Below are 26,528 nucleotides of genomic sequence, written 5' to 3' on the forward strand. Positions count from 1 at the left end.
ACCATCTGGCAGTCATCGCAGCCGAAGACGCGGTTGCCCATGAGCGGGCGCAGGTGCTCGGGAATGCTGCCCTGATGCTCGATGGTCAGATACGAGATGCAGCGGCGCGCATCGAGCTGATACGGGCCGATGATCGCCTGCGTGGGGCAGACGTCGATACAGGCGCGACAGCTCCCGCAGCAGTCGGTGCCCGGGGTGTCCACGGGCAGCTGCAGGTCGGTGTAGATCTCGCCGAGAAAGAACCACGAGCCGGCCTGGTGGTTGAGCAGCACAGTGTGTTTGCCAATCCAGCCAAGCCCCGCCTTTTGTGCCAATGGCTTTTCCATCACCGGGGCACTGTCCACAAACACGCGGTAGCCGGACGAGCCGGTCTCTTCCTGGATGCGAACGGCGAGGCGCTGCAGCCGTTTGCGCATGAGCTTGTGGTAGTCGCGCCCCAGGGCATAGCGGGAGATGAACGCCCGGGCGGGGTCATCGAGCACGGCGTCGGCGTCCTCGGCCTGCGCTGCCGGGTGGTAGTCCATGCGTACGCTGATGACACGCCACGTCCCCGGCACCAGCTGCTGCGGCCGCGAGCGCTTGTGGCCATGGCGGGCCATCCATTCCATGTCGCCGTGCTGGCCCGCCTCCAGCCACTGATCCAGCCGGGCTTCCGCCGTGCGCAGGTCGGTGTCGGCGATCCCCACCGCCTGGAACCCGAGCTCACGACCCCACGCCCGGATACGCTCAACCAGCGCCCGGCGCGCGGCGTGATCAAGCTCTGCTGTAGCTGCGTGTTTCATAGACGCGTATTGTACAGCTGCGAGCGCCACCATCCCCAATGTACCAGTCGCCGATGACAGGCGGTCCATGGGATGGGGAAGGTGCGTATACTGGCAGAGTCAACCGGCAACCCGGATAAAGGCACACGCCCTCGACCATGGCCGAACTACCCCGAGAACTGTACCGCCCGGACCAGGTGGCCGAACTGGACCGCCGGGCCATTGAGGATTACGGCACCCCCGGCATCGAACTCATGGAGCGTGCCGGGGCCGCGGCGTATCGGGCCCTGCGCACGGCGTGGCCGGATCGGCAATGCCTGTGCGTGCTTTGCGGCGGCGGCAATAACGGCGGTGACGGTTACGTCATCGCGGAGTTGGCGCGCCGCGACGGCCTGTGGGTGGATGTGCTGTATCTGTCCGACCCGGAGCGACTGCGTGGCGACGCGGCGACCGTCGCGGCGCGCTACCGCGCGCAGGGCCGGAACAGCGCGTTCGCCGGGGAATTGCCGCCCGAGTGCGATCTGATCGTCGATGCCATGCTCGGCACGGGGCTGCAGCGTCCGGTGGAGGGGCGCTACCGGGAGGCCGTCGACGCGGTGAACGCTTGCGGTTTGCCGGTGCTGGCGGTGGACATCCCCTCGGGGCTGCACGGCGGCACCGGCGCCGTGCTCGGCGCCGCGGTGCGGGCGGATATCACGCCCACGTTCATTGGCCTCAAGGCCGGGCTGTTCACCGGCGCCGGGCCGCAGGTGAGCGGGCGGGTGCTGTTCGCCGGGCTCGAGGTGCCCGCAGCGGTGTACGAGGGCATGGTGCCCGTGGCCTGGCGGGCGGACTACGCCGGGCTTCGCCATCGGTTTCCCCGGCGAGAACGTGCAGCCCACAAGGGGCGGTACGGGCATGTGCTTGTGGTTGGCGGTGATAATGGCATGGGTGGGGCTGCGCTTATGGCCGCCCATGCGGCGGCACGTAGCGGCGCCGGTCTGGTCAGCGTCGTGACTCGGTCCGCCCATGTGCCGGGTTTTCTCGCCGCACGGCCGGAACTCATGGTGCATGACCCCGACGCGCTGCCCGGTTTATTGGATCGTGTCGATGTATTGGTGTTGGGACCCGGCCTGGGACAGGGCGAGTGGGGCGACGGGTTGTTCCGCGATGCACTGGCATTTCAGGGGCGCCTGGTGCTCGATGCCGACGCCCTCAACCGCCTGGCGAAGGAGCCCGTGCAGCGGGATGACTGGGTGCTGACGCCGCATCCCGGTGAGGCGGCGCGGCTATTGGGTGGGTCCACGGCGGAGGTCCAGGCGGATCGCTTCGCCGCCATCGCCGAGCTGCGTGCACGCTTCGGCGGCACGATCCTGCTCAAGGGGGCCGGTACCCTGGTGCTTGGCGAAAGCCCGCCAATTGGCGTGTGTACCGACGGGAATCCGGGCATGGCGTCCGGCGGCATGGGGGACGTGCTCTCCGGCGTGATCGGCGGGTTGATGGCCCAGGGAATGACGCCAGCGGACAGTGCGCTTGCCGGCGCCTGCGTCCATGCCGCTGCAGCGGATTGCGCTGCCGTGGACGGCGAGCGTGGTCTGCTGGCCACGGACCTGCTCGAGCCGCTGCGTGGTTTGCTCAATCCGCTATGAGCGGGGATATCTCCGGCCTGGAACGGCCCGCACCCGTGCGCGTCATCCTGCCCGACGCCGACGCCACCGCGGCGCTCGGCGAGGCGCTATGGCACGCGTGGCACGGGGAACAATGTGTCATTGGGCTCGACGGTGATTTGGGGTTGGGCAAGACCACCCTCGTGCGCGGGCTGTTGCGAGCCGCGGGTCATGCCGGCAGTGTGCGCAGTCCAACGTACACCCTGATGGAGCCTTACGCGGTCGCAGGCCGCCGGGTGCTCCATCTCGATCTCTACCGCCTGGGTGAGCCCGATGAACTGGAGTTGCTCGGCCTGCGCGATGAACTTGGGCCGGGCTGCCTGATCCTGGTGGAGTGGCCATGCCGCGGGCGCGGTGCGTTGCCCCGTGAAGATCTGCGGCTGCATCTCGATGAGCGCGGGGACGGACGTGAGGCCCGGCTTGCAGCGTGTTCGGCGACCGGGCGCGCGGTGATTGCAGACATCCTTGCAGGCACCAGCCAATCGGCCAATCTATCGTTTCTTGAAATGTGAATTGAATCAAAAATTTGAGATTGATCCTTGATGTTGTGATTGCAATATCCAGGAGAATCGTTATATGGTCTTCGGCAAATAGTCGATAACGGCAGGGTGCCGGCCCATGGCACGTCTTGTTCTTGCAATCATGCTGCTTTGTTTGTCTGCAGCCCTCGCCGCGAGCCAGGTTGCGGTGGATAACGTGCGCACATCGGCAGGCTCGGACCGCACGCGGGTGGTGTTCGACCTCAGCGGGCCCGTGGACCACAAGCTGTTCACCCTCAAGAATCCGGACCGTGTCGTCATTGATCTCTCCGGCGCCCGGCTTGCCGAGACGCCGCAGGTGGGCGGCACGGGGTTGCTGAAGGGGCTGCGCAGCGCTCCCCGAGGTGAGCACGATCTGCGCCTTGTCATCGATCTCGAGCGCACGGCACGCACGCAGTCCTTTCTGGTCAAGCCGAATGACAAGTACGGTCACCGGTTGGTGGTGGACCTCCGAGAAGCCGACGAACGTAATCAGCCGGTGCGCACTGCCCGGGAGAGCGAGGCAGAGACGTTCGTCGTGGCCATCGATCCGGGGCACGGCGGGCGTGATCCCGGCGCCATTGGCCCGACGGGGCTGACGGAGAAGGCGGTTACCCTCGCGGTCGGGCGCAAGCTGCGCCACCTGCTCGACGAAGCCCCCGGGATCAAGCCATTGATGATCCGCGACGCCGACACCTACGTGCCGCTGGCCGAGCGGCGCGAGAAGGCCCGCTCCAGCCGTGCGGACATCTTCGTCTCCCTGCACGCCGATGCCGTTGAAAGCGGCGGCCCGCGGGGCTCGTCCGTGTATACCCTCTCCCAGACCGGTGCCTCCTCCCAGGCAGCCAGTGTGCTCGCCCAACGCGAGAATACCGCCGATCTGCTGGGGGAGGTGTCGCTGTCGGACAAGGACGATCTCACGCGCTCGGTGCTGGTGGATCTCTCCCGTGGCGCGACGCTGGAGGCAAGCGCGGATCTCGCCAGGCAGGTACTCCACGAGTTGGCCGGCGTTGGCCCGATCCACCGGGGCAACGTCGAGCGTGCGGGGTTTGTAGTGCTGCAATCCCTGGATATGCCTTCCGTACTCGTGGAGCTGGCGTTTATCTCCAATCCGGAAGAGGAGCGGCGCCTGCGCCAGGCCGACCACCAGTGGGACTTGGCCCGGGCTGTTGCCCGCGGTATTATGAGCTATGCCGAGCGTTACCGCCCCAGCAGCGCACAAATGACCTCATCGACTCGCGAGTACGAGGTCCAGCGCGGCGATACCCTCAGCGGCATCGCGCAGGAGCACCACGTCAGCGTCTCGGCGCTGCGTGAGGCCAATAACCTCGATGGCGACCAGGTCGCCGCGGGCGCCACGTTGCGCATTCCGGAATAGGGACGGCTCCTGCTAGCCGTCGGCGGGGTGATTGGGCCATAATGCCCGGTGTTCGCACCTGCCACCATGTCGTTGCTGCCAATGCCGCTGTTTCGTCCCATCAAGCCCCTCCCGGAGCAGTTGATCAACCAGATCGCCGCCGGCGAGGTGGTCGAGCGTCCGGCTTCCGTCGTCAAGGAACTGATCGAGAACAGTCTGGACGCCGGCGCGGACCGCATCGATGTGGATTTGCAGGCGGGTGGCAAGCGACTGATCCGCATCCGGGACAACGGCCAGGGAATTCCGCAGGCGGAACTTGCCCTGGCGCTCAGTCGCCATGCCACCAGCAAGATCGCCACGCTGGATGAGCTGGAGCACGTGGCCAGCCTGGGGTTTCGCGGCGAGGCGCTGCCGAGTATCGCATCGGTCTCGCGGCTGAGTCTCACGTCTCGTGCCCGGGATCAGGAACTGGCGTGGCAGGTGGAAACCGACAGCGACGCAGAACCCCCGGATCCGGCGCCCGCGGCGCATCCCGAAGGCACCACCGTGGAAGTGCGGGATCTGTTTTTCAATACGCCCGGGCGGCGCAAGTTCCTGCGGGCCGATCGCACCGAGCTTGCGCACATCCAGGAGTTGATCCGGCGGCTGGCACTGGCCCGGTTCGATGTCGGGATTCGCGTGCGCCATAATGAGCGCGAGGGCCTGCAGGTGGCGCCGGCAGGAGACCAGGCGGGTGCCGAGGAACGACTGGCACGCCTGCTGGGTGCGTCGTTCGTGGAGCAAGCCCTGGCGGTGGAGGTGCAGGCCGCTGGCCTCGCGCTGCGGGGATGGATGGCACTGCCGACATTCTCCCGCACCACCGCCGATCTCCAGTATCTGGTCGTCAACGGGCGCGTGGTCCGGGATCGCATGGCGGCCCATGCGATTCGCCGCGCCTACCAGGACGTCTTGTTTAAAGACCGCTACCCGGCCTATGTGCTCTACCTGGATGTGGATCCCAGGCAGGTGGACGTCAACGTCCATCCCTCCAAGCAGGAGGTCCGCTTCCGTGACGCCCGGTTGATCTACGACTTCCTCGTCCGGCACCTGTGCGAGGCGCTGGAGTCTGTGCGCCCCGCGCGGGATACGGCCACGGCGACGCCTGGGGGGGTGCCGGTCTCCGAAGCCCGCTCGGGTGGCATGACGCATGCCCCGGGGACGGGCGGTGATCACCGCGCCGCCAACACACACTCGGCAGCGCAGAGCCAAACCGGCTTCGCGTTCGCAGTTCGTGAGGCCAGGGCGCTGTATGGTGCACCCCCGGCTGGGGAAGCTGACCAGGCGTTGGGGCAAAGAGCGGTTGGGGAGGCCGTGGCATTGCGGGCGTCGGCCGACTCCAGCGTCGAAGACCACGAATCCGCCGGGGTGGCTGACACGCCGCCGCTCGGGTACGCACTGGCCCAGATCCACGGTGTATTCATTCTCGCGCAAAACGCCGAGGGCATCGTGCTGGTGGATATGCACGCGGCACACGAGCGCATTGTCTACGAGCGGCTGAAACGCCAGCTGGCGGAACAGGGCGTTGCCGCGCAGCCGCTGCTGGTCCCGATGAGTGTCCCCGTGGCGCCTGCCGAGGCGGAGCTTGCCGAGCGGCACCAGGAGGAGTTTCTCCGTATCGGCTTCGAGCTCGATCGCGTCGGGCCGGAGACGGTACTGGTGCGGCAGGTGCCCGCGCTATTACGGCACGCGGATGTGGCTGCGCTGGTGACGGACGTGCTGGCGGATCTGCGCGACTGCGAAGACGCCTCGCGCCTGCGGGCGCGGCTCAACGCGGTGCTCGGCACCATGGCTTGTCACGGGTCGGTGCGGGCCAACAGGCAGTTGACTGCGACGGAGATGAATGCGTTGCTTCGGGACATGGAGCGCACGCCCAACAGCGGGCAGTGCAATCATGGGCGCCCCACCTGGACCCGCCTCGGCATGGCCGAGCTCGATCGCCTGTTTCTGCGCGGCCAGTAATCGTGCCCGCACGCCAGGTGCAGCCCATTCCATGCATCATGGGGCCGACCGCCTCGGGCAAGACGGGTGTGGCGGTGGCGCTGGCGCGGCGCTTTCCCGTGCAGGTCATCAGTGTGGATTCGGCCCAGGTTTACCGCGGCATGGATATCGGCACCGCCAAGCCCTCGGCGGAACTCCTGGGGGAGGTTCCCCACCGGCTGATCAACATTCGTGACCCCGTGGAGCCGTATTCGGCCGCCCAGTTCTGTACCGACGTCCACCGGGAAGTGGAACATGCCCGCTCGGCGGGGCGCCTGCCATTGCTGGTGGGCGGGACCATGCTGTATTTCCGCGCCTTCGAGCACGGCCTCGCGGATCTGCCCGGGGCGGATCCGGCGCTGCGCCGGCGAATCGAAGGCGAGGCGGCCGAACGCGGCTGGGCCGACCTGCACACGGAACTCGCCGGCGTCGACCCGGACGCGGCCCGGCGCATCCATCCCAATGACGCGCAGCGGATCCAGCGCGCCCTTGAAGTCTACCGCCTCAGCGGGTGCGCAATGACGGCCTTGCTGGCCGACAGCCGGCGTTCCCGCACGCGCCCGCCGCTGGCAAAATGGGTGCTGGCCCCGCGCGAGCGAGATGAGCTCAATCGACGCATCGCGGGGCGCTTCGAGGCCATGCTCGAGCAGGGCTTTGTTGCCGAGGTGGAGGCCCTACGCCGTCGCGGTGATCTGGGATTGAACCATCCGTCCATGCGCGCTGTCGGTTATCGGCAAGTCTGGCATTATCTCGACGGGGACTACGACGGCGGGCGGCTCAGGGAGAGCGGGATTGTAGCGACCCGGCAGTTCGCCAAGCGTCAAATGACTTGGCTGAAGAGAGAGCGGCAAGCTACATGGAGTGATCCCGGCCACGATGACACCCTCGGGCGGCTTGCCCGCTGGATTGCTGATCACGTGTCTTGATGATGAGGCTATGGGTGTGTGTCTGGCGGGCTGCGGGCGTCGCGCGGCATTGGCTGAACGGCCGGGAAGTCGTCGACATCGGCTGTGCTAGACTAATCGCGGGGTGTTGTGAACGACGCTCGGCCAGGGAGTCTGAGCATGGCCTTGCGATAAAAACAAGCTCAACGGGAATTTGAAGGGGTCAAAAATGTCCAAGGGACAGTCGCTGCAGGAACCATTTCTCAATGCGCTGCGCAAGGAACGGATTCCGGTGTCCATCTACCTGGTGAACGGCATCAAGCTGCAGGGACAAATCGAATCCTTTGACCAGTTCGTGGTCTTACTGAGGAATACTGTCAACCAGATGGTCTACAAGCACGCCATTTCGACGATCGTACCTGCCCGGAACGTGAAGCTTCCGCCGGCAGAGCAGGATCGGGGTAGCCCGGATCTTGGGAACGCCTAAGCTGACCGGGGCGGCAGCCTCTGAAGTGCAGCTTTTCCACCGGCCCACAGGTGGCGAGCGCGCTGTCCTGGTTCACCTGGACACCGATGGGCGCGGCGCTGGGGATGCCCTGGATGAGCTGCATTCGCTCGCCGAGTCCGCCGGCGCTGAGGTGACGGATCGTTTCGTCAGCCGGCGTGAGCGGCCCGATCCGCGGTATTATGTCGGTCGTGGCAAGGTTGAGGAGCTGGCGGCGCTGGTCGCTGCGGGCCAAGCCGATTTGGCGCTGTTGAACCATGCGCTGTCGCCGAGTCAGGAGCGCAACCTGGAGGCCGCGCTGAAGTGCCGCGTGCTCGACCGCACCGGGCTGATACTCGATATCTTTGCTCAGCGAGCGCGCACCCATGAGGGCAAGCTGCAGGTCGAGCTTGCGCAGCTGCGGCACATGGCGTCCCGCCTGGTTCGGGGTTGGTCGCATCTGGAGCGTCAGAAGGGCGGCATCGGCCAACGCGGACCGGGTGAGACACAGCTGGAAGTGGACCGACGCATGCTTGGTGTACGCATCAAGCAGCTGGAGAGGCGACTGGCCCGCGTTCGCCAGCAACGCCAGCAAGGCCGCCAGGCCCGGCGTAAGCAGGAAGTGCCGACGGTCTCATTGGTGGGCTACACCAATGCAGGCAAATCCACCCTGTTCAACGGCCTTACCGAGGCGAGCGTCTACGCCGATGATCGCCTCTTCGCGACGCTGGATACGACGCTGCGGCGTGTGGATGTGGCGAGCGGTGACAACGTCATTTTGGCGGATACGGTCGGATTCATTCGCGAGCTCCCGCACGAACTCGTGGCGGCCTTCCGCTCGACGCTGGAGGAGGCGAGCGAGTCTCAGTTGCTGCTGCACGTGGTCGACGCGAGCGAAGACAACCGGGAATCGAGCATCGAGCAGGTGGAGGCTGTGCTTGCATCGATCGGTGCGGACGAGATTCCGCGCATCCGGGTGTACAACAAGGTGGATCGCACCGGTCGGCAGCCCGGGGTCGCCGTGGACCCGAAGACTGGAATTCGGGAAGTGTGGGTATCGGCGGCGGACGGGTCCGGGCTGGGGCTCCTGCGCAACGCCATCGATGATGCGGTGGCCGCCGAACGGGTGCAGGGCCAGCTCTGCTTGACGCCCGCAGAGGGCCGGCTGCGCGCGCGCCTGTTCGACCTCGGTCGGGTGCTCGATGAGGCGTGGACCGATGACGGTGAGCTTGTATTGAGCGTCGATATACGTCGACGTGACCTTGATCGATTGTACGAAAAGGAGGGTCTCACTGCGCCGTTGCAAGTCGCGGCTCAGTGACGTGTTGCGGGACAGCGTCAGGGGTCATTACACTTCGCCCCCTGGTGGGAGCCCGCGCGCGCATTTCAAAAGTAAGTCCAGTATACGGAGAATAGTATGTCCTGGAACGAACCCGGTCGTGGGAATCGGGACCCGTGGGGCGGATCGGGAAATCAGGGGCCTCCTGATCTCGATGAAGTCATCAAGACCGTGAAGGGCAAGTTTGGCGGGCTTTTTGGCCGCAAGGGTCAGTCTGGTGGCAATGGCCAGGGTGGCGGTGGCTCCGACGATGGCGGTGGCTCCGGCATGCCCGGAATGAGCGCAACGGCGATTGGCGGCATCATCGGCGTTGCCGTGCTGGTATGGCTCGCATCCGGCATCTTCATCGTCGACGAAGGGTGGCGTGGTGTGGAGAAGCGTTTTGGCGCCTATCACCAGACCAAGATGCCAGGACCCCACTGGCGGCCACCCCGGCCCATCGGTACGGTTGAGCACGTGAACGTCGAGCAGGTGCGCGTGCAGGAAATCGGTTATATGACCGGTGGCGGCGACCGCAGGCAACACGTCGCGCGGGAGGCGCTGATGCTCACCCAGGACGAAAACATCGTCGACGTACAACTCGCCGTTCAGTACCAGGTGGAGGACCCGGCGGCCTATGTGTTTAACTTCCGCGACCCGGATCAGTCGCTCAAGGATGTCACCGAGAGCGCGCTGCGCGAGACGGTGGGCAAGCGCCGGATGGACTTCGTCCTCACCGAAGGTCGCACCGAGGTGGCCCAGGAGACCCGACGGCTGTTATCCGAGGCGATGGAGAGCTACGGCACCGGGCTGCGCGTTGTGAGTGTGGACATGCAGGATGTGCAGCCGCCCGAGGAAGTCCAGGGTGCCTTCGAGGACGCGATCATGGCGCGCGAGGACGAGCAGCGGAAGATCAACCGGGCGAACGCATACCGCAACGAGATCATTCCACGGGCCCAGGGTGAGTCGGCCCGTATTCGCGAAGAGGCCGAAGGGTACCGCCAGCAGGCCATCGCCGAAGCCGAGGGGCAAAGCGCCCGCTTCCTGGCTTTGCTGCAGGAATACGGCCAGGCACCGGAAGTGACCCGCCAGCGCATCTACCTGGATGTGATCTCGGAAATCTACGGACGCAGCCAGAAGGTTTACATGACAGGGGATGCATCGGATTCATTGCTGTATCTACCGCTGGACCGGGCGGGTGCGCCCCGCGTCGATGGGGCTCAGGGACGGGACACCGGCGAACTCGATCCCGATGTGCTTGATCGTCGCCTGCGCCCGCAAGATGGCCAGCCAAGTGGTGACGCCCGTAGCCGGGGTAACTTGCGTTCCCGGGAGGCTCGTTGATGCAATCGCTTAAGTCAATTGGTGGAATCGCCCTCGTCGCTGCCGTGGTTCTGGGCTACTTTTCGGTGTTCACCGTGGATGAAACGGAGAGGGCCCTGAAATTCCGCCTCGGTGAAATCCTGCGGGCCGACTACGAGCCGGGCCTGCACTTCAAGATGCCGTTCATCAATAACGTCCGCAAGTTCGATGCCCGGGTACAGACGCTCGACGCGGAGCCCGAGCGTTACCTCACTGGTGAGCTCAAGAACCTGATCGTCGATGCCTTCGTGAAATGGCGCATCAGTGACGTGCGCGAATACTACACCACGGTGGGGGGTGATCCGGTCCGCGCGAATGCACGCTTGAATGAAAACATCAAGGACGGCCTGCGCAGCGAGTTCGGTCGCCGTACCATCCAGGATGTCGTCTCCGGCGAGCGCGGCCAGATCATGGACATCCTCAGTGAAGAGGCGAACGAGTATGCGAGCGGGTTGGGTGTCGAGGTGCTGGAGGTCAGGCTAAAGCGTGTGGACCTTCCTCCCAACGTCAGTGATTCCGTGTTCCAGCGCATGGTCGCCGAGCGCGAGCGCGTGGCGCGGGATATCCGGGCGAGCGGTGACGAAGCCTCCGAGCGCATCCGCGCGGATGCCGACAGGCAGCGTACGGTGTTGGTTGCGGAGGCCCGTCGGGACGGAGAGGAATTGCGCGGTGAAGGGGACGCCGAGGCGGCGGCGATCTTTGCCCAGGCGGCGGAGCAGGACCGCGAGTTCTTCGGTTTCGTTCGCAGTCTGCGTGCCTACGAGCGCAGCTTCCAGGGTGAGAACGACGTGCTGGTGCTGACCCCGGGGGCGGATTTCTTCCGCTACCTGGAGAACCAGAATCCCGATGGCGAGGCGAATCAGCGCGACGGTGATGATGAGTAAGCCCCGGCACACGACTCCGGTGTAAGCCGGTCACGGGCTGGCGCAAAGCGTGTATACCGGGCGGTTGAGGGATACGAGACAACCTCGTATCACCTCGGGACCGCCCGGATTTTTTTGGAGTCGGAATGGGATCCTTTGAGCTGCTGATGACGGCAATCGCGCTGGTCTTGGTCGTCGAGGGCATCCTGCCGTTTCTGAGCCCCCGGTTACTGCGGCGGTATCTGGAGCAGGTGCAGGCCATGGATGATCGTAGCCTGCGCATGGGCGGGCTGGCAGCGATGCTCAGCGGGCTTGGATTGTTGTACCTGTTTGGTGTGTAAGGAGCGGCACGCGCCATGAAGGAAGCCGAATTCTCCAGGGCCAACCGCTGGCTGCTGCCTGACGGGGTCGATGAGGTGCTGCCACCCCGCGCAGCCGCATTGGAGCTCCTGCGGCGGGAGCTTTTGGACGCCTGGGAGAAGTGGGGCTATGAACTGGTGATGCCCCCGGTTATCGAGTATTTGGATTCGCTGCTAATCGGCACCGGCCCCGATCTCGATTTGCAGACGTTCAAGCTGACCGACCAGCTCTCCGGTCGAATGATGGGCGTGCGCGCGGATATGACGCCCCAGGCCGCACGGATCGATGCGCATCAGCTCAGGCGCTCCGGTCCCGCGCGCTTGTGCTACCTGGGTACCGTGCTCAATACCCGCCCTGAGGGGCCAGGGCGCAGTCGTAACCCCCTGCAGCTCGGTGCCGAGCTCTTCGGCCATGCCGGTGTGGAGAGCGATGTGGAGATCATCGCCCTGATGATCGAGACGCTTCGTATCGCGGGGCTGCCGACGCCGCACCTGGACATCGGCCACGTGGGTATCTTCCGGGCACTGGCCAGCGAGGCGGGGCTGGATCCGGACACCGAGAACCGCATGTTTGACTGCCTCCAGCGCAAAGCCGCCGGGGAGATCTCTGAGCTATTGCAGGATGTCGCCCCTGGCCTCGCCCGCGATCGGCTCGCGGTATTGACGGAACTCAACGGCAGCGTCGAGGTGCTCGGTCAGGCCGGAGAACGGCTAGCTGGGGCCGGGGACGCAGTGACCGCGGCGCTGCGCCACCTCTGGGCGCTGTCTTCTGCCGTGGAGCGGCATATTCCGGAAGTGACGCTGCATTTCGATCTGGCCGAGCTGCGGGGGTATCGGTTTCACACCGGCGTGGTCTTTGCCGCCTTTGTCCCCGGGCACGGCCAGGAAGTGGCGCGGGGCGGGCGTTACGATCGCATCGGTGAGGTATTTGGCCGGTCGCGGCCTGCCACCGGGTTTAGCGCGGATCTCAAAACGCTGCACTCTCTGGGTGCACGGGAACCGCAGACGAGGCCCCGCGGCATTCTGGCGCCTTGGGGCTATGCCGCGGATCTGCTCGCGGCGATCAGGGACTTGCGCGAGCATGGCGAGCGCGTTGTGGTCCAGCTGCCGGGACAGACCGCCGATCCGGGGGAGCTGGATTGCGACCGGCAGCTGTTGCAGGAGGGGGGCGCCTGGAAGGTTGGGGCGCTGAATGGATGAGCCGACGCGCGACCCGCGCGGATCGCGTCATTGGAGTTGGAACGCACAGCATGGCACACAATGTGGTGGTAATCGGTACCCAGTGGGGGGACGAGGGCAAGGGCAAGGTCGTGGACCTGCTCACTGCGCGTGCCGCAGCGGTGGCACGGTTCCAGGGCGGGCACAACGCCGGCCATACGCTGGTGATCGATGGTGAGAAGACGGTGTTGCACTTGATTCCGTCGGGCATCCTGCGGGAAGGGGTGCACTGCCTGATTGGCAATGGCGTTGTCGTGGAGCCCGCCTCCCTGCTCAAAGAGATCCAGGTCCTGGAGGGCAGGGGCGTACCGGCGCGGGAGCGGTTGCGTATCAGTCCCGCCTGTCCGGTGATCCTTCCGTCGCACGCGGAGCTTGACAGGGCACGAGAGACGGCGCGCGGCAAGGCTGCAATTGGCACCACGGGGCGCGGCATCGGGCCGGCATACGAGGACAAGGTGGCACGGCGCGGCATCCGCGTTGCCGATCTGCTTCGCCCGGAGGTGCTGGCGCCGAAGCTGCGTGACTTGCTCGCGTTCCATAATTTCGTCCTGACGCACTACTTTGGCGAACCGCCCCAGCCCTTCGAGGTGGTGTACGAGCAGTGCCTCGCCCATGGGGAGGCGCTGCAGCCCATGGTGGAGGACGTCATCAGCATCCTCCATGCCCATCGTCGCGCGGGGAACCGCATCATGTTCGAGGGCGCCCAGGGCGCGCTGCTGGATATTGACCACGGCACCTACCCGTACGTGACCTCATCCAACACGACCGCCGGCGGTGCGACGTGTGGGACCGGTGTGGGCCCGCGGGACATCGACTATGTGTTGGGCATCACCAAGGCCTACACCACGCGTGTGGGAGCGGGTCCATTTCCGACGGAGCTCGATTGCGAGGTGGGCCGGTACCTGGCGGAAAAGGGCAACGAGTTCGGTTCCACCACCGGGCGGGCCCGGCGGTGCGGCTGGTTTGATGCCGTGGCGCTGCGGCGCTCCGTGCAAGTCAACAGCATCTCGGGGCTGTGTATCACCAAACTGGATGTCCTCGACGGCCTGGAGACGGTGCAGATCTGTGTCGGTTACCAGTGTGCCGGTGAGTGGAAGGATGTGCCGCCCCTGGGGGCCGAGGCGATGGCTGACTGCCAGCCCGAGTACATCGAACTTGCCGGTTGGGGTGGCTCGACGGCCGGGCTGACGTCTTTGGAGCAACTGCCTGCCAATGCCCGTGCCTATCTTGACAAGCTCGAAGAGCTGGTCGGCGTGCCCGTGGATATCATCTCCACCGGTCCGGATCGCAACGAGACTATCATGCTGCGCCACCCTTTCGACGACGCCGTGTGAGCAAACCAAGCGCGCGAATCGTCGTCGCCCGCTGCGTCACCTGTCTGCGGGCGTCATGCGCGGGGTATGCGGTCACCGCGACCCGGCCAATGGCTGCCCCGCCTCAAGGCGCTCCGGGCGGGTCATGCTGGGGAAGGCCCGCAACTCCGGCGACGGCCGCGGCTTCGCGGGCACCCACCCTTGCGGGGGCGATGAACGGAGCGGCCCACCGCCGATCGGAGTTGACGTGCGTGGGTCCATAACAGACCGTACGCCCGCGTACTGGCTTTGCGTACGCGTTCTGAGGGATATCGACGAGTGAACATCTTAACTTGTCGGCAGGGAAGCCAACGTTGGGCTGGCTGGTGCCCAGGAGAGGACTTGAACCTCCACGGGGTTACCCCCACTAGCACCTGAAGCTAGCGCGTCTACCATTTCCGCCACCTGGGCTTTTCCCCGAGGCTGCGCCGCGGGTCAGGGCGCGTACTCTACCGAGGCCCCGAGAGCCTGTCAACGCCGCGCTGGCGCCGCGGCATTGCATGTCCGGGGTGTTCGCGTATCCTCTTGGCCCACATCGAGGCGAGAGCACCATCGGCATGCTGTCGCCATTCCCGGCCGGCAGTGTTGTGCACTTCAATCGAGAGCGATTCCGCAGTTATGGCCAAGAGAAAACAGCAGCGTGACGCGTCAACGGACCCGTACCGCGAGCGTGAACAACAAAAGTACGAGAATCCGGTGCCGAGCCGGGAATTCCTCATGGACCTCCTCGCCGAGCAGGCGCGGCCGCTCACCCGTGAAGAAGTGGCACAGGCCATCGGCCTGGAGAGCCCGGAAGAGCTCGAGGGCCTGCGGCGGCGATTGATCGCCATGGAGCGGGACGGCCAGGCGATCCGTAACCGTCGCGGCGGCTATGTCCTTGTGGACAACGAGGAACTGCTGCGCGGGCGCGTGGTGGGACACCAGGACGGCTATGGGCAGCTGGCGCCGGATGTGGGTGGCGATCGTGTCTATATCTCGCCCCGAGACATGCGCATGGTGATGCACGGTGACCGCGCCGTCGTCCGCGTGACCGGGGTGAACCACGAGGGTCAGCCGGCGGGCATTCTGGTGGATGTCATCCAGCGGGCCAACAAGACCGTGGTTGGGCGGTTTTTCACCGAGAGCGGTGTCGGTTTCGTCGTCCCCAGCAACAAGCGCATCCACCACGATGTGATTGTGCCGGCCGAGGCGCAGCAGAATGCCGCGAACGGCGAGTTGGTTGTTGTTCAGATCACGCAGCAGCCCACCATGCGCCGCCAACCCATTGGCGAAGTCATCCAGGTGCTCGGCGAGCATATCCGCCCCGGGACCGAAATAGAGGCGGCACAGCTTATCTACGAGATTCCCGTGACGTGGCCTGAGGCCGTGGAGAAGGAACTCGCACGGCTGCCGGACGAGGTGCCGGAGGCGGACAAGCAGGAACGCAAGGACCTCCGCGACCTGCCGCTCGTGACCATCGATGGCGCGGACGCCCGGGACTTCGATGATGCCGTTTACGCCGAACCCAAACCCTCGGGATGGCGCCTGGTGGTGGCTATTGCCGACGTCTCGCATTATGTGCGCCCGGGCACCGCGCTGGATCGGGAGGCGGGCAATCGGGGGAACTCCGTGTATTTCCCGCGCGATGTCGTGCCGATGTTGCCCGAGAAGCTCTCCAACGGACTGTGCTCCCTGAATCCGCAGGTGGACCGGCTTTGCACGGTCTGCGACATGCTGATCAGCACCAGCGGGGAGCTTCGCCGCTCGCGTTTTTATCGCGGCGTGATGCGCTCCCACGCGCGCCTGCTCTATGAAGAGGTGGCGGAACTGCTCGTGGACGAGAGCCCGGCGCTGCGCACGACATACCAGCATCTGTTGCGGCCCCTCGAGCACCTCTATGGCGTTTACGAGTCCCTGCGCAAGGCCCGTGAGCGGCGCGGCGCCATCGATTTCGAGACCACCGAGACACAAATCATCTTTGATCAGCACGGCTCGATCGAGACCATCCGGCCCACGCAACGCACCGAGGCCCATCGCCTCATCGAGGAGTGCATGCTGGCGGCCAATCAGGCGACGGCGAGGTTTTTGCAAAAGCAGCGTCTGCCGTCGTTATTCCGTAACCATGACGGCCCCGACGAGGACCGCCTCGACAACCTCCGGCGGTTCCTGGCGGAGACAGGGCTTAGCCTCGGCGGCGGCGACGATCCGCAGCCGGCGGACTACGCCAAGCTGCTGCGCAGCGTGCAACACCGGGCGGACCGGCACCTGATTCAAACCCTCATGCTGCGCTCCCTCAAGCAGGCGGTCTACCACCCGGTCAACACCGGCCACTTCGGTCTCGCCATGCCGGAGTATGCCCATTTCACCTCGCCGATCCGCCGCTACCCGGATCTGGTGGTCCACCGCGGCATCGGTCACGTCATCGACGGTGGTCAGGGACAGACCTTCCCCAAGAGGCAGGACGAACTCCTCAGCCTCGGTGAGCACTGCTCCATGACGGAGCGGCGCGCCGACGAGGCCACCCGTGATGCGGAATCGATCCTTAAATGCCAGTACATCCGGGACAAAGTGGGTGAGACGTTCAACGGCGTGGTCACCGGGGTGACAGGGTTCGGCCTGTTTGTGGAGTTGGATGATCTGTATGTGGATGGTCTGGTTCACGTGACGCAGCTCGAGAACGACTTCTTCCGCTTCGACCCCATCGGCCATCACCTCACGGGCGAGCGCACCGGGCGGGTCTACCGGCTCACGGATCGGGTGCGGGTTCGCATTGCACGGGTGGATCCCGATGAGCGCAAGGTGGACCTGACCATGATCGGCCCACTGGACGAGCGCGGTGAAGTGGTCGAGGCGGTCGCCACTGCCAAGAGCGCCCGCAAACGAGGCAAGGGTGCACTTGGCAAGCGTGGCGGCAACAGGGGACGACGCCGGGAGGCCGGAGGCCGCGGGCGTTGAAGGCCGATGAGCTGATTCACGGTGTCCATGCGGTTCGCGCAGCGTTGCACTACGACCCGACCGGGGTCGTGGAGGTCTGGGTCGAGTGCAACCGGCGTGATCAGCGCATGGGGCAGTTGCGCGACGCGCTCGTGCGTGCAGGCGTACGCGTTCAGGAGGTCCCGCGCCGCGAGTTGGACCGGCTCAGCGACGGCGCGGCGCACCAGGGCGTGGTCATCCGTTACCGCGGCCCGAAGCCCCAGGGGCTCGATGCGTTGGAGGGCCATCTCGACGCCCTGGACGAGCCGCCGTTTGTGCTCGTGCTCGACCAGGTGCAGGATCCCCACAACCTCGGTGCGTGCCTGCGCACGGCGGATGCCGCCGGTGTGCATGCGGTGGTGGCCCCGCGGGATCGGGCGGTGGGGTTGACAGCGACTGTGCACAAGGTCGCCTCCGGGGCGACCGCGAGCCTCGCGTTTTTCCAGGTCACCAATCTGGCGCGCACGCTGGAAGTCCTCAAGCGACGGGGCATCTGGCTCGCCGGTGCGGCGGCCGAAGCGCAGCACGCCCCCTGGGCGCTGGATCTCACGGGTCCCCTGGCAGTGGTCGTGGGTGCCGAGGGCAGTGGCCTGCGCCGGCTGACACGGGAGGCCTGCGATTTTCACGCGCGGATTCCCATGCGCGGAAGCGTGTCGAGCCTGAACGTCTCTGTGGCCACTGGCGTCATCCTCTACGAGGCGGTGCGTCAGCGCTACAGGGCCGAATGACCCCTGCTTCCCAATGGGCCTGTCCACACGGTATACTCGCGCGCTTGCTCGGAGACCATGGTTCCCGGGCACGTGGGGCATTGCACCCGCAACCAGGGCCCGCCACCCGGGCCCATCCCTGCCTTTCGGGATCGCGAAAGGCTTCTCCGGGCCCACCGCCCGAGTAACCAGAGGGAGTCCATTAATGAGGCACTACGAAGTCGTATTCATGGTCCATCCGGACCAGAGCGAACAGGTCCCCGCCATGACGGAACGCTACCGTGCCATTATCGAAGGCAACGGCGGAACCGTGCACCGTCTGGAAGATTGGGGCCGCCGCCAGCTCGCTTATCCCATCCGCAAGCTCATCAAGGCCCATTACGTGCTGTTGAACGTGGAGTGCGGCAAGGAAGAGCTGGAGGAGCTGACGTCCGCCTTCCGTTTCAATGACGCGGTCATCCGGAATTTCGTCCTCTCGCGCGAAGAGGGCGTGACCGAGGCGTCGCCGATGATGAAGGAAAAGGACGAGTCCAGGGAGCGGGGTCGGCGCGATGACAAGCCCGCCGCCGCGAGAACCGGCAGCGCAGCCGAGTTCTGACCCTGGCCCTGGAGACCGACTGCGGATGACCGATGGCAGCCAGGCGCCGTGGCCGGATAACCGGTTGGTGATTACGGGTTGCCTGGCGGATGATCCACATACCCGTGTGTCGCCGGGTGGCATACCGGTGAGCCGCTTCACGATCGGCCATGTCTCCGAACAGCCTGAGGGTAGCGGTCGCCGGCATGTTGGTTGCCGGGTTAGGGTGCACGCGCGGGGCGCGGCGCTGCAGTCAGTGATTGGCAAGTTGCGGGCGGGTAGCCCGGTCAGGGTCTTTGGATACCTTGGCCCCGCAGGTTACCGGTCCGACCAGCAACGGTTGGTTGTCGTCGCGCGGCGGATCCAGCTGGTACCGAATAGCGAAACGCAAGGAGTCGAGTGATGGCACGTTTTTTCCGTCGTCGGAAGTATTGCCGCTTTACCGCCGAAGGCGTCAAAGAGATTGATTACAAGGACCTCGCCACGCTGAGAAACTATGTGACCGAGACCGGCAAGATCGTACCCAGCCGGATTACCGGCACCAGTGCGCGTTATCAGCGCCAGCTCGCCCGCGCCATCAAGCGCGCGCGCTACCTGGCGTTGCTGCCGTATACCGATCGCCATTAGACGGCGGCCCGGGCGTCGCGGAGGGCCACCGTGAAGCCGATTGCAGCGTTTATTATGCAGGGTCGCTGGCAGCCAATCCTGTTCATGGCAGCTACGACTTTGTTGCCGCTGTTGGCGTGGCTGGGTGGGGCAGCGCTGGCCCTGGTCACCCTGCGCCGCGGGGCGGCCGACGGTCTCGTAACGCTGGCCGGCGCGACGCTCGCTCTGGGGCTTATCTTTGGCGCCATGGGCGCGAACCCGCTGGTCTCCGCCGCCGGTTTGCTCGAATACTGGGTCCCCGTTTTTCTGTTGGCCCTGGTGTTGCGTGCAACAGTTTCGCTGGCGCTGACAGTCATGGCCGGTGCGGCACTGGGTATGGTGGCCCTCGTCGTCTGGTACCTGCTGGTGCCGGATCCAGCCGCGTTCTGGGAACGCTCCCTGGCGCCGCTGATAGAAGGACAAGAGTCCGGGGAGTTGATGCAGGCGGTGCTGCCCGCCATGTCCGGGTTCTGGATGCTGGGGCTGTGGGCGATCGCCACGTGCAGTCTGCTTCTGGGCCGCTGGTGGCAGGCCGTGCTCTACAATCCGGGCGGTTTCCGCGAGGAGTTCCACGGGTTGCGGCTCGATTGGCGCATTGCCGTGGGTGCACTGTTGGTACTGCTTGCGGCGACGTTTACCGGCCCGGGCCTGATCAACGATCTATCGCTGCTGATCGCGGGGGTGTTCACGCTTCAGGCGCTTGCCGCGGCCCATGCCGTACGGGTGGCGAAGGGTTGGCACTGGGCGATCATGGTGCCTGTTTACGCACTGATGCCGTTTCTGTTCAAGTTGTACGCGCTGCTGGGCATCGTGGATACCTGGTTCGATCTGCGGCGCCGTGTGATGGCCGGAAATGGTGGGTGAGCCGGCGCTTGGCCGGTTCGGGATTTGCAAACCATTGGGGTTGGAGCGATGGAAGTTATTCTCCTGGAAAGGGTAGAGAACCTGGGCGACCTGGGTGATAAAGTGAAGGTCCGGCCGGGCTACGGGCGGAATTTTCTGGTGCCGCAAGGCAAGGCGAAGCCGGCGACGCCGGAGAACATCAAGTACTTCGAGGAGCGGCGCGCGGAGCTCGAGAGGGCCGCCGCGGAAGCGCTCGCAGCGGCTCAGGCTCGCCTTGACCAGGTTTCGGCGCTGTCGTTGACCATTGCCGCCAAGTCGGGGGACGAAGGTAAGCTCTTCGGTTCGGTCGGGCCGGCGGACATCGTTGAGGCGGCGCAGGAGGCCGGCGTGGAGCTGGCCAAGCACGAAGTGCGAATGCCGGAGGGTCCCATCCGTGCTACGGGGGAGTACGACGTACACGTACACCTCTACACGGACGTCGACACCACAGTGCGCGTCGTGGTCGCAGGCACCTGACGGCTCTGGTGTTATTCTGCGGCCCTGGTGGATACCCGTCCCGCATGGGGGGTATCTGGTTCCATGGACCGCGCACAAGTCTGCGGGTGTCCGTCGGCGCGATGTGACACGCTGGTTCAGCGTTCCCCTGATGACGGGCTTGCGGGTGATCCATGGCAGAAACGAATCCCGCGCAACAGCCGGACATGAACGCCTTGAAGGTGCCTCCGCATTCGCTGGAAGCGGAGCAGGCGGTCCTGGGTGGCCTGATGGTCGACAACGAGGGCTGGGACCGTGTCGCCGATCGGGTCGTCGAGGAAGACTTCTACCGTCACGATCACCGGCTGATCTTCCGCTCCCTGGGGCAGTTAGCGGAGGGTCAGCAGCCCATGGACGTGGTGACGCTGGCAGAGTCGTTGCGTAACAGCGGCCAGCTCGATGAGGCCGGCGGTCTAGGCTATCTTGGGACCCTGGCTACGGAGACCCCGAGCGCCGCGAACATTGATGCGTATGCGGACATTGTCCGAGAACGCTCGCTGCTGCGGCAGATGATTCGCGCCGGCACCGAGGTGGTCAGTTCCGCCTTTCAACCCGAAGGGCGCGACAGCAAGGATCTGCTCGAGGAGGCCGAGCGGCTCATCTTCCAGATCGCGGAAACCAGTGGCCGCTTTCGCCAGGGATTCGTGGGCGTTCGCGACATCTTGCCCAAGGTTGTGGAGCGCATCGATTTGCTCTACAACCAGGACGGTAGCGTCACAGGTCTCCCCACAGGCTTCACCGATCTGGATCATATGACCTCCGGGCTGCAGCCGGGGGATCTGGTGATCGTCGCCGCGCGTCCCTCAATGGGCAAGACCACCTTCGCCATGAACCTGGCCGAGCACGCCGGGCTCAAGGCCGACGCCCCGGTGGCCGTATTCAGCATGGAAATGCCCGCCGAGGCGCTGGCCATGCGCATGCTGGCCTCGCTGGGGCGCGTGGAGCTGCAGCGGATCCGCACCGGGAATCTCGAGGACGAGGACTGGCCGCGATTGACCTCGACCATGAGCCTGTTGTCCGCCGCCAAGCTGTTCATCGATGATTCGCCGGGACTGTCGCCCCAGGACATGCGGGCGAGGGCGCGCCGCCTCAAGCGCGAGCACGGCCTGTCCTTGATTGTCGTCGACTACCTCCAACTTATGCAGCTGCCCGGGTTCAAGGAGAACCGGACCGCGGAAATTTCCCAGATCTCCCGTGGCCTGAAGTCCATGGCCAAGGAGCTCGACGTGCCCGTCGTGGCGTTGTCGCAGCTCAACCGGAGCCTGGAGCAACGCCCCAACAAGCGCCCAGTTATGTCCGATCTGCGTGAATCCGGTGCGATCGAACAGGATGCCGATGTCATCGTGTTCATCTACCGGGACGAGGTCTACAACGAGGATAGCCCGGACAAGGGCAGCGCCGAGATCATCATCGGCAAGCAGCGCAACGGCCCCATCGGCACCTGCCGCCTCACCTTCCTCGGTCGGTATACGCGCTTCGAGAACTACATTCACGAGGTCTACGGCGGTGGGGGCTGGCAGTGAGCCGGGAGACGCGGGCAGTGATCAACGTGTCAGCCCTGCAGCACAATCTCGCCGTGGCGCGGGCAGCGGCCGAGGGTGCCCGGGTCATGGCCGTGATCAAGGGCAACGCGTATGGACACGGGCTGTTGCGCGTGGCCTATGCCCTGCGCCAGGCCGATGCGTTTGCGGTTACCTCCGTGGAAGAGGCGATTCCGCTGCGAGAGGCCGGGTTCGCCCATCCCATCCTCCTGCTAGAGGGGCCGTATGAGCCCGGAGAAGTCCACCTGGCCAGCCGTTACCGCCTGGACATCGCGGTGCATTCCGAATGGCAGGTGAGCGTGCTCCAGGGGGCGCGGCTGTCCCGTCCGGTGAATGTCTGGCTGAAGGTGGATTCCGGTATGCACCGACTCGGCTTGCCGCCGGAACAGGTCCGTAGCGCGTATACGCGCATGGCGAGTCTCTCGGCCGTCGCACCCCACATTCGGCTGATGACCCACCTTGCCCGGGCCGATGAGCTTGCCGCGGAGACGACCTGCAAGCAGATGGCCTCCTTCGCCGAGGCGGTCGAGGGCCTGCGGGGTGAGCGCTCGATTGCCAACTCCGCCGGTTTGCTGGGCTGGCCGGAGACCAGAACCGGCTGGGTCCGCCCGGGCATTATGCTCTACGGCGCCTCGCCGTTCGGTGCCGGACCGCCGCCCCACGCGCGGCTGCGCCCTGCCATGAGCCTGACCACCCGAATCAATGCCGTCTACGAACACCGCGCCGGGGACGCCATCGGCTACGGTGGGGCCTGGATCTGCCCCGAGAACATGCCCGTGGCGGTGGCCGCCATCGGTTACGCCGACGGTTACCCGCGGCATGCCCCCTCGGGAACGCCGGTGCTGGTCAACGGCCAGCGCGCTCGGCTCATCGGCCGCGTGTCCATGGACATGATCTGCCTGGACGTGCGCGGCCTGCAGGAGCCCGCAGAGGTCGGGGATCTGGTCACACTGTGGGGTCCGGGGTTGCCGGCCGAGGAAGTGGCCGAGCACGCGGGGACAATTGCCTACGAACTGTTTTGTACCGTAACCCAGCGGGTACGTTTCCAGGAACAACGGGATCCGGATGGCCAGGACCAAGAGCCTCTATAGCTGCAGCGCCTGCGGGGCCCAAAGCCCCAAATGGGCAGGCCAGTGTTCCGAGTGCGGCGCCTGGAATACGCTGGAGGAAGCAGTCGCGACCCCCGAGCGTCACGCGCGGGTGGCGACGGGTATCCACTACGCGGGTGATGCCGGTGTCACCACCCTGGGCAAGGTGGCCCTGGAGGAGGATACCCGCTTTTCCACCGGGCTGCAGGAACTGGATCGGGTGCTCGGCGGCGGTCTGGTCCACGGAGGCGCCGTGCTGTTGGGCGGCGACCCTGGTATCGGCAAGTCGACCCTGCTGCTGCAGACCACGGCCCATCTCGCGGCGCGGGAGCGGGTGCTGTACGTCACGGGTGAAGAATCCCTGCGCCAGGTGGCCCTGCGCGCGACGCGACTCGGGGTGTCGGCGGAGTCGCTGGAGGTGCTGGCCGAGACGTGTGTGGAGGCCATTCTTGAACATGCCCAGCAACGCCGGCCGCGTGTGCTCGTTGTGGACTCCATCCAGACCGTATTCACGGAAGCGCTGCAATCGGCCCCGGGTGCCGTGGCCCAGGTGCGTGAGAGTGCGGCGCGGCTGATTCGCTATGCCAAGCTATCAGGCACCAGCGTCTTTCTCGTCGGTCATGTCACCAAGGACGGGCAGCTCGCCGGCCCGCGGGTGCTCGAGCACATGGTGGACACCGTGCTGTACTTCGAAAGCGATGGTGGCAGCCGCTTCCGGCTCCTGCGGGCGGTGAAGAATCGCTTCGGTGCGGCCAACGAGCTCGGCGTCTTCGCCATGGGCGAAGCCGGACTCAAGCAGGTGAAGAATCCATCAGCCATCTTCCTTTCCCGCCACCATGAACCGGTGAGCGGCAGCACCATTATGGTGACCCGGGAAGGGAGCCGGCCGCTGCTGGTGGAGGTTCAGGCACTGGTGGCGGAGAGCCCCTCATCGAGCCCGCGTCGCGTCGCCGTGGGCCTGGACGCGAACCGGCTCGCCATGCTGCTGGCCGTCTTGCTTCGCCATGGCGGCGTTACGACGGCGGATCAGGATGTCTTCCTGAATGTGGTCGGCGGTGTGCGCGTGGGGGAGACGGCAAGCGATTTGCCGGTGCTGCTGGCGGCATTGTCGAGTTTGCGGGATCGTCCGGTGGCGGCGGAGTGCGTAATTTTCGGCGAGGTCGGGCTTGCCGGCGAGATCCGGCCAGTGCCCAACGGCGAAGAGCGCCTGGCGGAGGCGGCCAAGCACGGGTTCCGTCGCGCCGTGGTTGCGGCCAAGAATGCCCCGCGTGGGGGGCACGGAATAAATGATGGCCTGGAGGTGGTGCCGGTGCAACGACTCCAGGACGCCATTGAGGCGGTGTTCCGGGGCTGAACGCCGCCCAGCGAGTCGGCTCTGGGGCTTGCCCCGTCTCCCGCCATGTCTGCGACCCCACTACCGTGAGCAAGGGACGTCGCCTGCATTCAAGCGCGCCCGTCGAGCCTGGAAAACGTGGGCGAGGCCGTTCAGACGCACACTACGCACTCGGTGTGTTCCTCAGCGGGGATCCCGCGCCTGGGCGGCCTCAAGGGTGTTGGCGAGCAGGGTGGCCACGGTCATTGGCCCGATGCCGCCGGGCACGGGAGTAATCCACCCGGCGCGGTCGCGTGCGGTCTCGAAGTCGACATCCCCGGTCAGTTTTCCGGATTCCAGTCGGTTGATGCCGACATCCACGACCACCGCGCCGTCTTGCACCCACTCGCCCGGGACGAAGTGCGGCTGACCGACGGCGGCGACCAGCACGCCGGCTCGCCGGACCTTGGCCTCGAGATCGCGGGTGCGGCTGTGGCAAACGGTGACCGTGCAGCGGGCATTGAGGAGTTCGAGGGCCATCGGGCGGCCCACGATGTTCGACTGACCCAGGATGACGGCGTCGCACCCGGCAAGCGAGATACCCGCATCGTCGAGGAGTACCATGATGCCTCGCGGCGTACAGGGGCGCAGCCCGGGCAGCTTCAGCACCAGACGCCCCATGTTGACCGGATGAAAGCCGTCCACATCCTTGGCGGGGTCGATGCGGTTGATCACGCGCCGCGCGTCCATGTGTGGTGGCAGGGGCAACTGGACCAGAATCCCGTCGACGGTCGCGTCTGCGTTGAGGGAGTCGACCAATTCGAGCAGTGTGCCTTCCTCGGTTTGCGCCGAGAGGTCGTATGCGCGGGAGATGATGCCGACCTCTTCACACTGTGCGCGTTTCTTGCGCACGTAGACCTGGGAGGCCGGATCCTCACCGACCAGAATCACGGCAAGCCCTGGTGCGCGCCCCCCTGTTCCCGTGCGCCGAGCGACGCCACCCGCAACCGATTGACGCAGCCTGAGGGCGGCCGCCTTGCCATCGAGGATCTCTGCGGTCATTGCGGCTCCTGAAACTGCGCGGCGCGCGGGGTGGGCGTCGCGGTAAGCGCTCTCACGAGGGCGAAATTCTCGCACGCGCCATTCCGGCCCCACAAGCGCACAATTGACGCCGTTATACTGGCTGAGTATCATGCTTTGCTCCGCAGCCGGGTAGTCGTTCGAGGCTGGCTGGAGCGACTTTCGGGGTGTGGCGCAGCCTGGTAGCGCGCCTGCTTTGGGAGCAGGAAGTCGGGGGTTCGAATCCCTCCACCCCGACCAGACACCAGGCGTCAGGCCGCGACAGGATGTAACCGAGCGCCCGTAGCTCAACCGGATAGAGCATCGGCCTTCTAAGCCGAGGGTTGCAGGTTCAAGTCCTGCCGGGCGCGCCAGTCCGCTTGGTGGCGCGGGTCTAGTCGACAGACAATGGTGGACGTAGCTCAGTTGGTAGAGCCCTGGATTGTGATTCCAGTCGTCGTGGGTTCGAGTCCCATCGTCCACCCCACCACACACGCCGGGCCGTTAGCTCAACTGGTAGAGCAGCTGACTCTTAATCAGTAGGTTGAAGGTTCGAGTCCTTCACGGCCCACCAATAAAATCAGGCGGTTACGGAAAATGACCGCTTGGCTCCTGCCAGGTAAGTCACAGCGTCGTCACAACGACAGAAGGGAAGGCTGTGTTCCCAATGTTCCGTAACGTAGCTCCGTTGCCAGGCCCCCACGGTCAGGGCGGCACCCGACGCTGAACTCTCCACGGCTGCTACCCGTAGAGGGACCGCGAGATTCTGGTCTGCCACCGGCACAGCAGGCCGAATCTCGATAGACAACCTAAGATGCTCGACAGCTTCGGAACTGACGCGATACCCAGGTGGGGACTCGCGCGGTTCTGTTCAGCGGACGCTGCCTGAGGGTCGCAACCGTGCGACGTCGTCCCCCGCTCTCGATGACCGCGTACGGTATCGCTGCGGAACCGGGGCCGTGCTGGGTGACAGGAGGAGAACAAGGCAGGAAGAGCAGTGCAATGCGCTGTCTGCAGCCCCGCAGTAGCCGGTGCACGGCTCTCGTACCTCCGGTTGATCGTCGGCGTGGCCAGTTTCGTGTGACCGGCGCATGCTGCCCTGTGCCCGGGTCGCTCGGAGGCGCCGACCCTG

Annotated in this window: 24 protein-coding genes and 5 tRNA genes; 26 read left to right on the forward strand and 3 right to left on the reverse strand. The window is 65.6% G+C overall.

Features of this window, described 5'->3' with window-relative positions; genetic code table 11:
• The coding region (gene queG, locus QZT63_RS10495; protein ID WP_290650972.1) for a tRNA epoxyqueuosine(34) reductase QueG at positions 1-782 on the reverse strand (782 nt) is incomplete at its 3' end.
• Positions 783-919: 137 nt separating this feature from the next.
• Between queG and QZT63_RS10500 the strand changes: the two genes are divergently transcribed.
• The 12 genes from QZT63_RS10500 (at position 920) to QZT63_RS10555 (ending at position 14,120) form a co-directional block, all read left to right on the forward strand.
• Complete coding sequence (locus QZT63_RS10500; protein WP_290650973.1) at positions 920-2,389, forward strand: NAD(P)H-hydrate dehydratase; 1,470 nt, start codon at positions 920-922, stop codon at positions 2,387-2,389.
• Positions 2,386-2,919, forward strand: a complete 534-nt coding sequence (gene tsaE / locus QZT63_RS10505; RefSeq protein ID WP_290650975.1) for a tRNA (adenosine(37)-N6)-threonylcarbamoyltransferase complex ATPase subunit type 1 TsaE — start codon at positions 2,386-2,388, stop codon at positions 2,917-2,919. The genes QZT63_RS10500 and tsaE overlap by 4 nt, the downstream gene beginning before the upstream one ends.
• A 106-nt stretch (positions 2,920-3,025) precedes the next feature.
• Positions 3,026-4,303, forward strand: a complete 1,278-nt coding sequence (locus tag QZT63_RS10510; protein ID WP_290650977.1) for an N-acetylmuramoyl-L-alanine amidase — start codon at positions 3,026-3,028, stop codon at positions 4,301-4,303.
• An 81-nt stretch (positions 4,304-4,384) separates the two neighbouring features.
• Complete coding sequence (gene mutL, locus QZT63_RS10515; RefSeq protein WP_290650979.1) at positions 4,385-6,280, forward strand: DNA mismatch repair endonuclease MutL; 1,896 nt, start codon at positions 4,385-4,387, stop codon at positions 6,278-6,280.
• 2 nt (positions 6,281-6,282) lie between these two features.
• A complete protein-coding gene (gene miaA / locus QZT63_RS10520; protein ID WP_290650981.1) occupies positions 6,283-7,224 on the forward strand; it encodes a tRNA (adenosine(37)-N6)-dimethylallyltransferase MiaA in 942 nt (313 codons plus the stop codon).
• Positions 7,225-7,411: 187 nt separating this feature from the next.
• Positions 7,412-7,669, forward strand: a complete 258-nt coding sequence (hfq, locus tag QZT63_RS10525) for an RNA chaperone Hfq (RefSeq protein WP_290650983.1) — start codon at positions 7,412-7,414, stop codon at positions 7,667-7,669.
• Between the two features lie 25 nt (positions 7,670-7,694).
• Positions 7,695-8,987, forward strand: coding sequence for a ribosome rescue GTPase HflX (gene hflX / locus QZT63_RS10530; RefSeq protein ID WP_290650985.1), 1,293 nt, complete (start codon positions 7,695-7,697; stop codon positions 8,985-8,987).
• 96 nt (positions 8,988-9,083) lie between these two features.
• Positions 9,084-10,328, forward strand: a complete 1,245-nt coding sequence (gene hflK, locus QZT63_RS10535; protein WP_290650987.1) for an FtsH protease activity modulator HflK — start codon at positions 9,084-9,086, stop codon at positions 10,326-10,328.
• Positions 10,328-11,230: a protease modulator HflC gene (gene hflC, locus QZT63_RS10540; RefSeq protein ID WP_290650989.1), complete on the forward strand. Its 903-nt coding sequence runs from the start codon at positions 10,328-10,330 to the stop codon at positions 11,228-11,230. Before hflK ends, hflC begins: the two co-directional genes overlap by 1 nt.
• A gap of 125 nt (positions 11,231-11,355) precedes the next feature.
• On the forward strand, positions 11,356-11,550 hold the full coding sequence (locus QZT63_RS10545) for a DUF2065 domain-containing protein (protein ID WP_290650991.1): 195 nt from the start codon (positions 11,356-11,358) through the stop codon (positions 11,548-11,550).
• A gap of 15 nt (positions 11,551-11,565) precedes the next feature.
• Complete coding sequence (locus tag QZT63_RS10550) at positions 11,566-12,768, forward strand: ATP phosphoribosyltransferase regulatory subunit (RefSeq protein WP_290650993.1); 1,203 nt, start codon at positions 11,566-11,568, stop codon at positions 12,766-12,768.
• Between the two features lie 50 nt (positions 12,769-12,818).
• Entirely contained in the window at positions 12,819-14,120 is a 1,302-nt protein-coding gene (locus QZT63_RS10555) for an adenylosuccinate synthase (protein ID WP_290650994.1), read from the forward strand.
• Positions 14,121-14,462: 342 nt separating this feature from the next.
• Here the strand turns inward: QZT63_RS10555 and QZT63_RS10560 are convergent.
• Positions 14,463-14,549: transfer RNA gene (locus QZT63_RS10560), tRNA-Leu, on the reverse strand.
• A 207-nt stretch (positions 14,550-14,756) separates the two neighbouring features.
• On the opposite strand from QZT63_RS10560, the gene rnr reads away from it, so the two are divergent.
• From rnr to radA, 10 genes are all read left to right on the forward strand, one after another.
• Complete coding sequence (gene rnr / locus QZT63_RS10565; protein ID WP_290650996.1) at positions 14,757-17,072, forward strand: ribonuclease R; 2,316 nt, start codon at positions 14,757-14,759, stop codon at positions 17,070-17,072.
• Positions 17,069-17,818 (forward strand): 23S rRNA (guanosine(2251)-2'-O)-methyltransferase RlmB, encoded by a 750-nt coding sequence (gene rlmB / locus QZT63_RS10570; protein WP_290650997.1) that lies wholly within the window; start codon positions 17,069-17,071, stop codon positions 17,816-17,818. The genes rnr and rlmB overlap by 4 nt, the downstream gene beginning before the upstream one ends.
• 184 nt (positions 17,819-18,002) lie before the next feature.
• Positions 18,003-18,395 (forward strand): 30S ribosomal protein S6, encoded by a 393-nt coding sequence (rpsF, locus tag QZT63_RS10575; protein WP_290650999.1) that lies wholly within the window; start codon positions 18,003-18,005, stop codon positions 18,393-18,395.
• 25 nt (positions 18,396-18,420) lie between these two features.
• Positions 18,421-18,777, forward strand: coding sequence for a single-stranded DNA-binding protein (locus QZT63_RS20085; RefSeq protein ID WP_366636707.1), 357 nt, complete (start codon positions 18,421-18,423; stop codon positions 18,775-18,777).
• Complete coding sequence (rpsR, locus tag QZT63_RS10580; protein WP_290651001.1) at positions 18,777-19,001, forward strand: 30S ribosomal protein S18; 225 nt, start codon at positions 18,777-18,779, stop codon at positions 18,999-19,001. Before QZT63_RS20085 ends, rpsR begins: the two co-directional genes overlap by 1 nt.
• Before the next feature lie 30 nt (positions 19,002-19,031).
• Positions 19,032-19,883, forward strand: coding sequence for a hypothetical protein (locus QZT63_RS10585; protein ID WP_290651003.1), 852 nt, complete (start codon positions 19,032-19,034; stop codon positions 19,881-19,883).
• A 48-nt stretch (positions 19,884-19,931) separates the two neighbouring features.
• Complete coding sequence (gene rplI / locus QZT63_RS10590; protein WP_290651005.1) at positions 19,932-20,378, forward strand: 50S ribosomal protein L9; 447 nt, start codon at positions 19,932-19,934, stop codon at positions 20,376-20,378.
• Positions 20,379-20,530: 152 nt separating this feature from the next.
• Positions 20,531-21,919, forward strand: coding sequence for a replicative DNA helicase (gene dnaB / locus QZT63_RS10595; RefSeq protein WP_290651007.1), 1,389 nt, complete (start codon positions 20,531-20,533; stop codon positions 21,917-21,919).
• A complete protein-coding gene (alr, locus tag QZT63_RS10600; RefSeq protein ID WP_290651009.1) occupies positions 21,916-23,028 on the forward strand; it encodes an alanine racemase in 1,113 nt (370 codons plus the stop codon). Before dnaB ends, alr begins: the two co-directional genes overlap by 4 nt.
• Complete coding sequence (gene radA / locus QZT63_RS10605) at positions 23,003-24,379, forward strand: DNA repair protein RadA (protein WP_290651011.1); 1,377 nt, start codon at positions 23,003-23,005, stop codon at positions 24,377-24,379. The genes alr and radA overlap by 26 nt, the downstream gene beginning before the upstream one ends.
• Before the next feature lie 162 nt (positions 24,380-24,541).
• Here radA and folD read toward each other — a convergent pair whose 3' ends face one another.
• Positions 24,542-25,399: a bifunctional methylenetetrahydrofolate dehydrogenase/methenyltetrahydrofolate cyclohydrolase FolD gene (folD, locus tag QZT63_RS10610; RefSeq protein ID WP_290651013.1), complete on the reverse strand. Its 858-nt coding sequence runs from the start codon at positions 25,397-25,399 to the stop codon at positions 24,542-24,544.
• 181 nt (positions 25,400-25,580) lie between these two features.
• On the opposite strand from folD, the gene QZT63_RS10615 reads away from it, so the two are divergent.
• From QZT63_RS10615 to QZT63_RS10630, 4 genes are all read left to right on the forward strand, one after another.
• Positions 25,581-25,657 (forward strand) — tRNA-Pro (locus tag QZT63_RS10615).
• A gap of 36 nt (positions 25,658-25,693) precedes the next feature.
• Positions 25,694-25,770 (forward strand) — tRNA-Arg (locus tag QZT63_RS10620).
• Positions 25,771-25,807: 37 nt separating this feature from the next.
• A tRNA-His gene (locus QZT63_RS10625) sits at positions 25,808-25,883 on the forward strand.
• A gap of 11 nt (positions 25,884-25,894) precedes the next feature.
• Positions 25,895-25,970 (forward strand) — tRNA-Lys (locus tag QZT63_RS10630).
• The last annotated feature ends 558 nt before the right edge of the window (positions 25,971-26,528 follow it).

Origin of the sequence: Aquisalimonas sp. (genome assembly GCF_007120195.1) — a bacterium.
Lineage (GTDB): Bacteria > Pseudomonadota > Gammaproteobacteria > Nitrococcales > Aquisalimonadaceae > Aquisalimonas.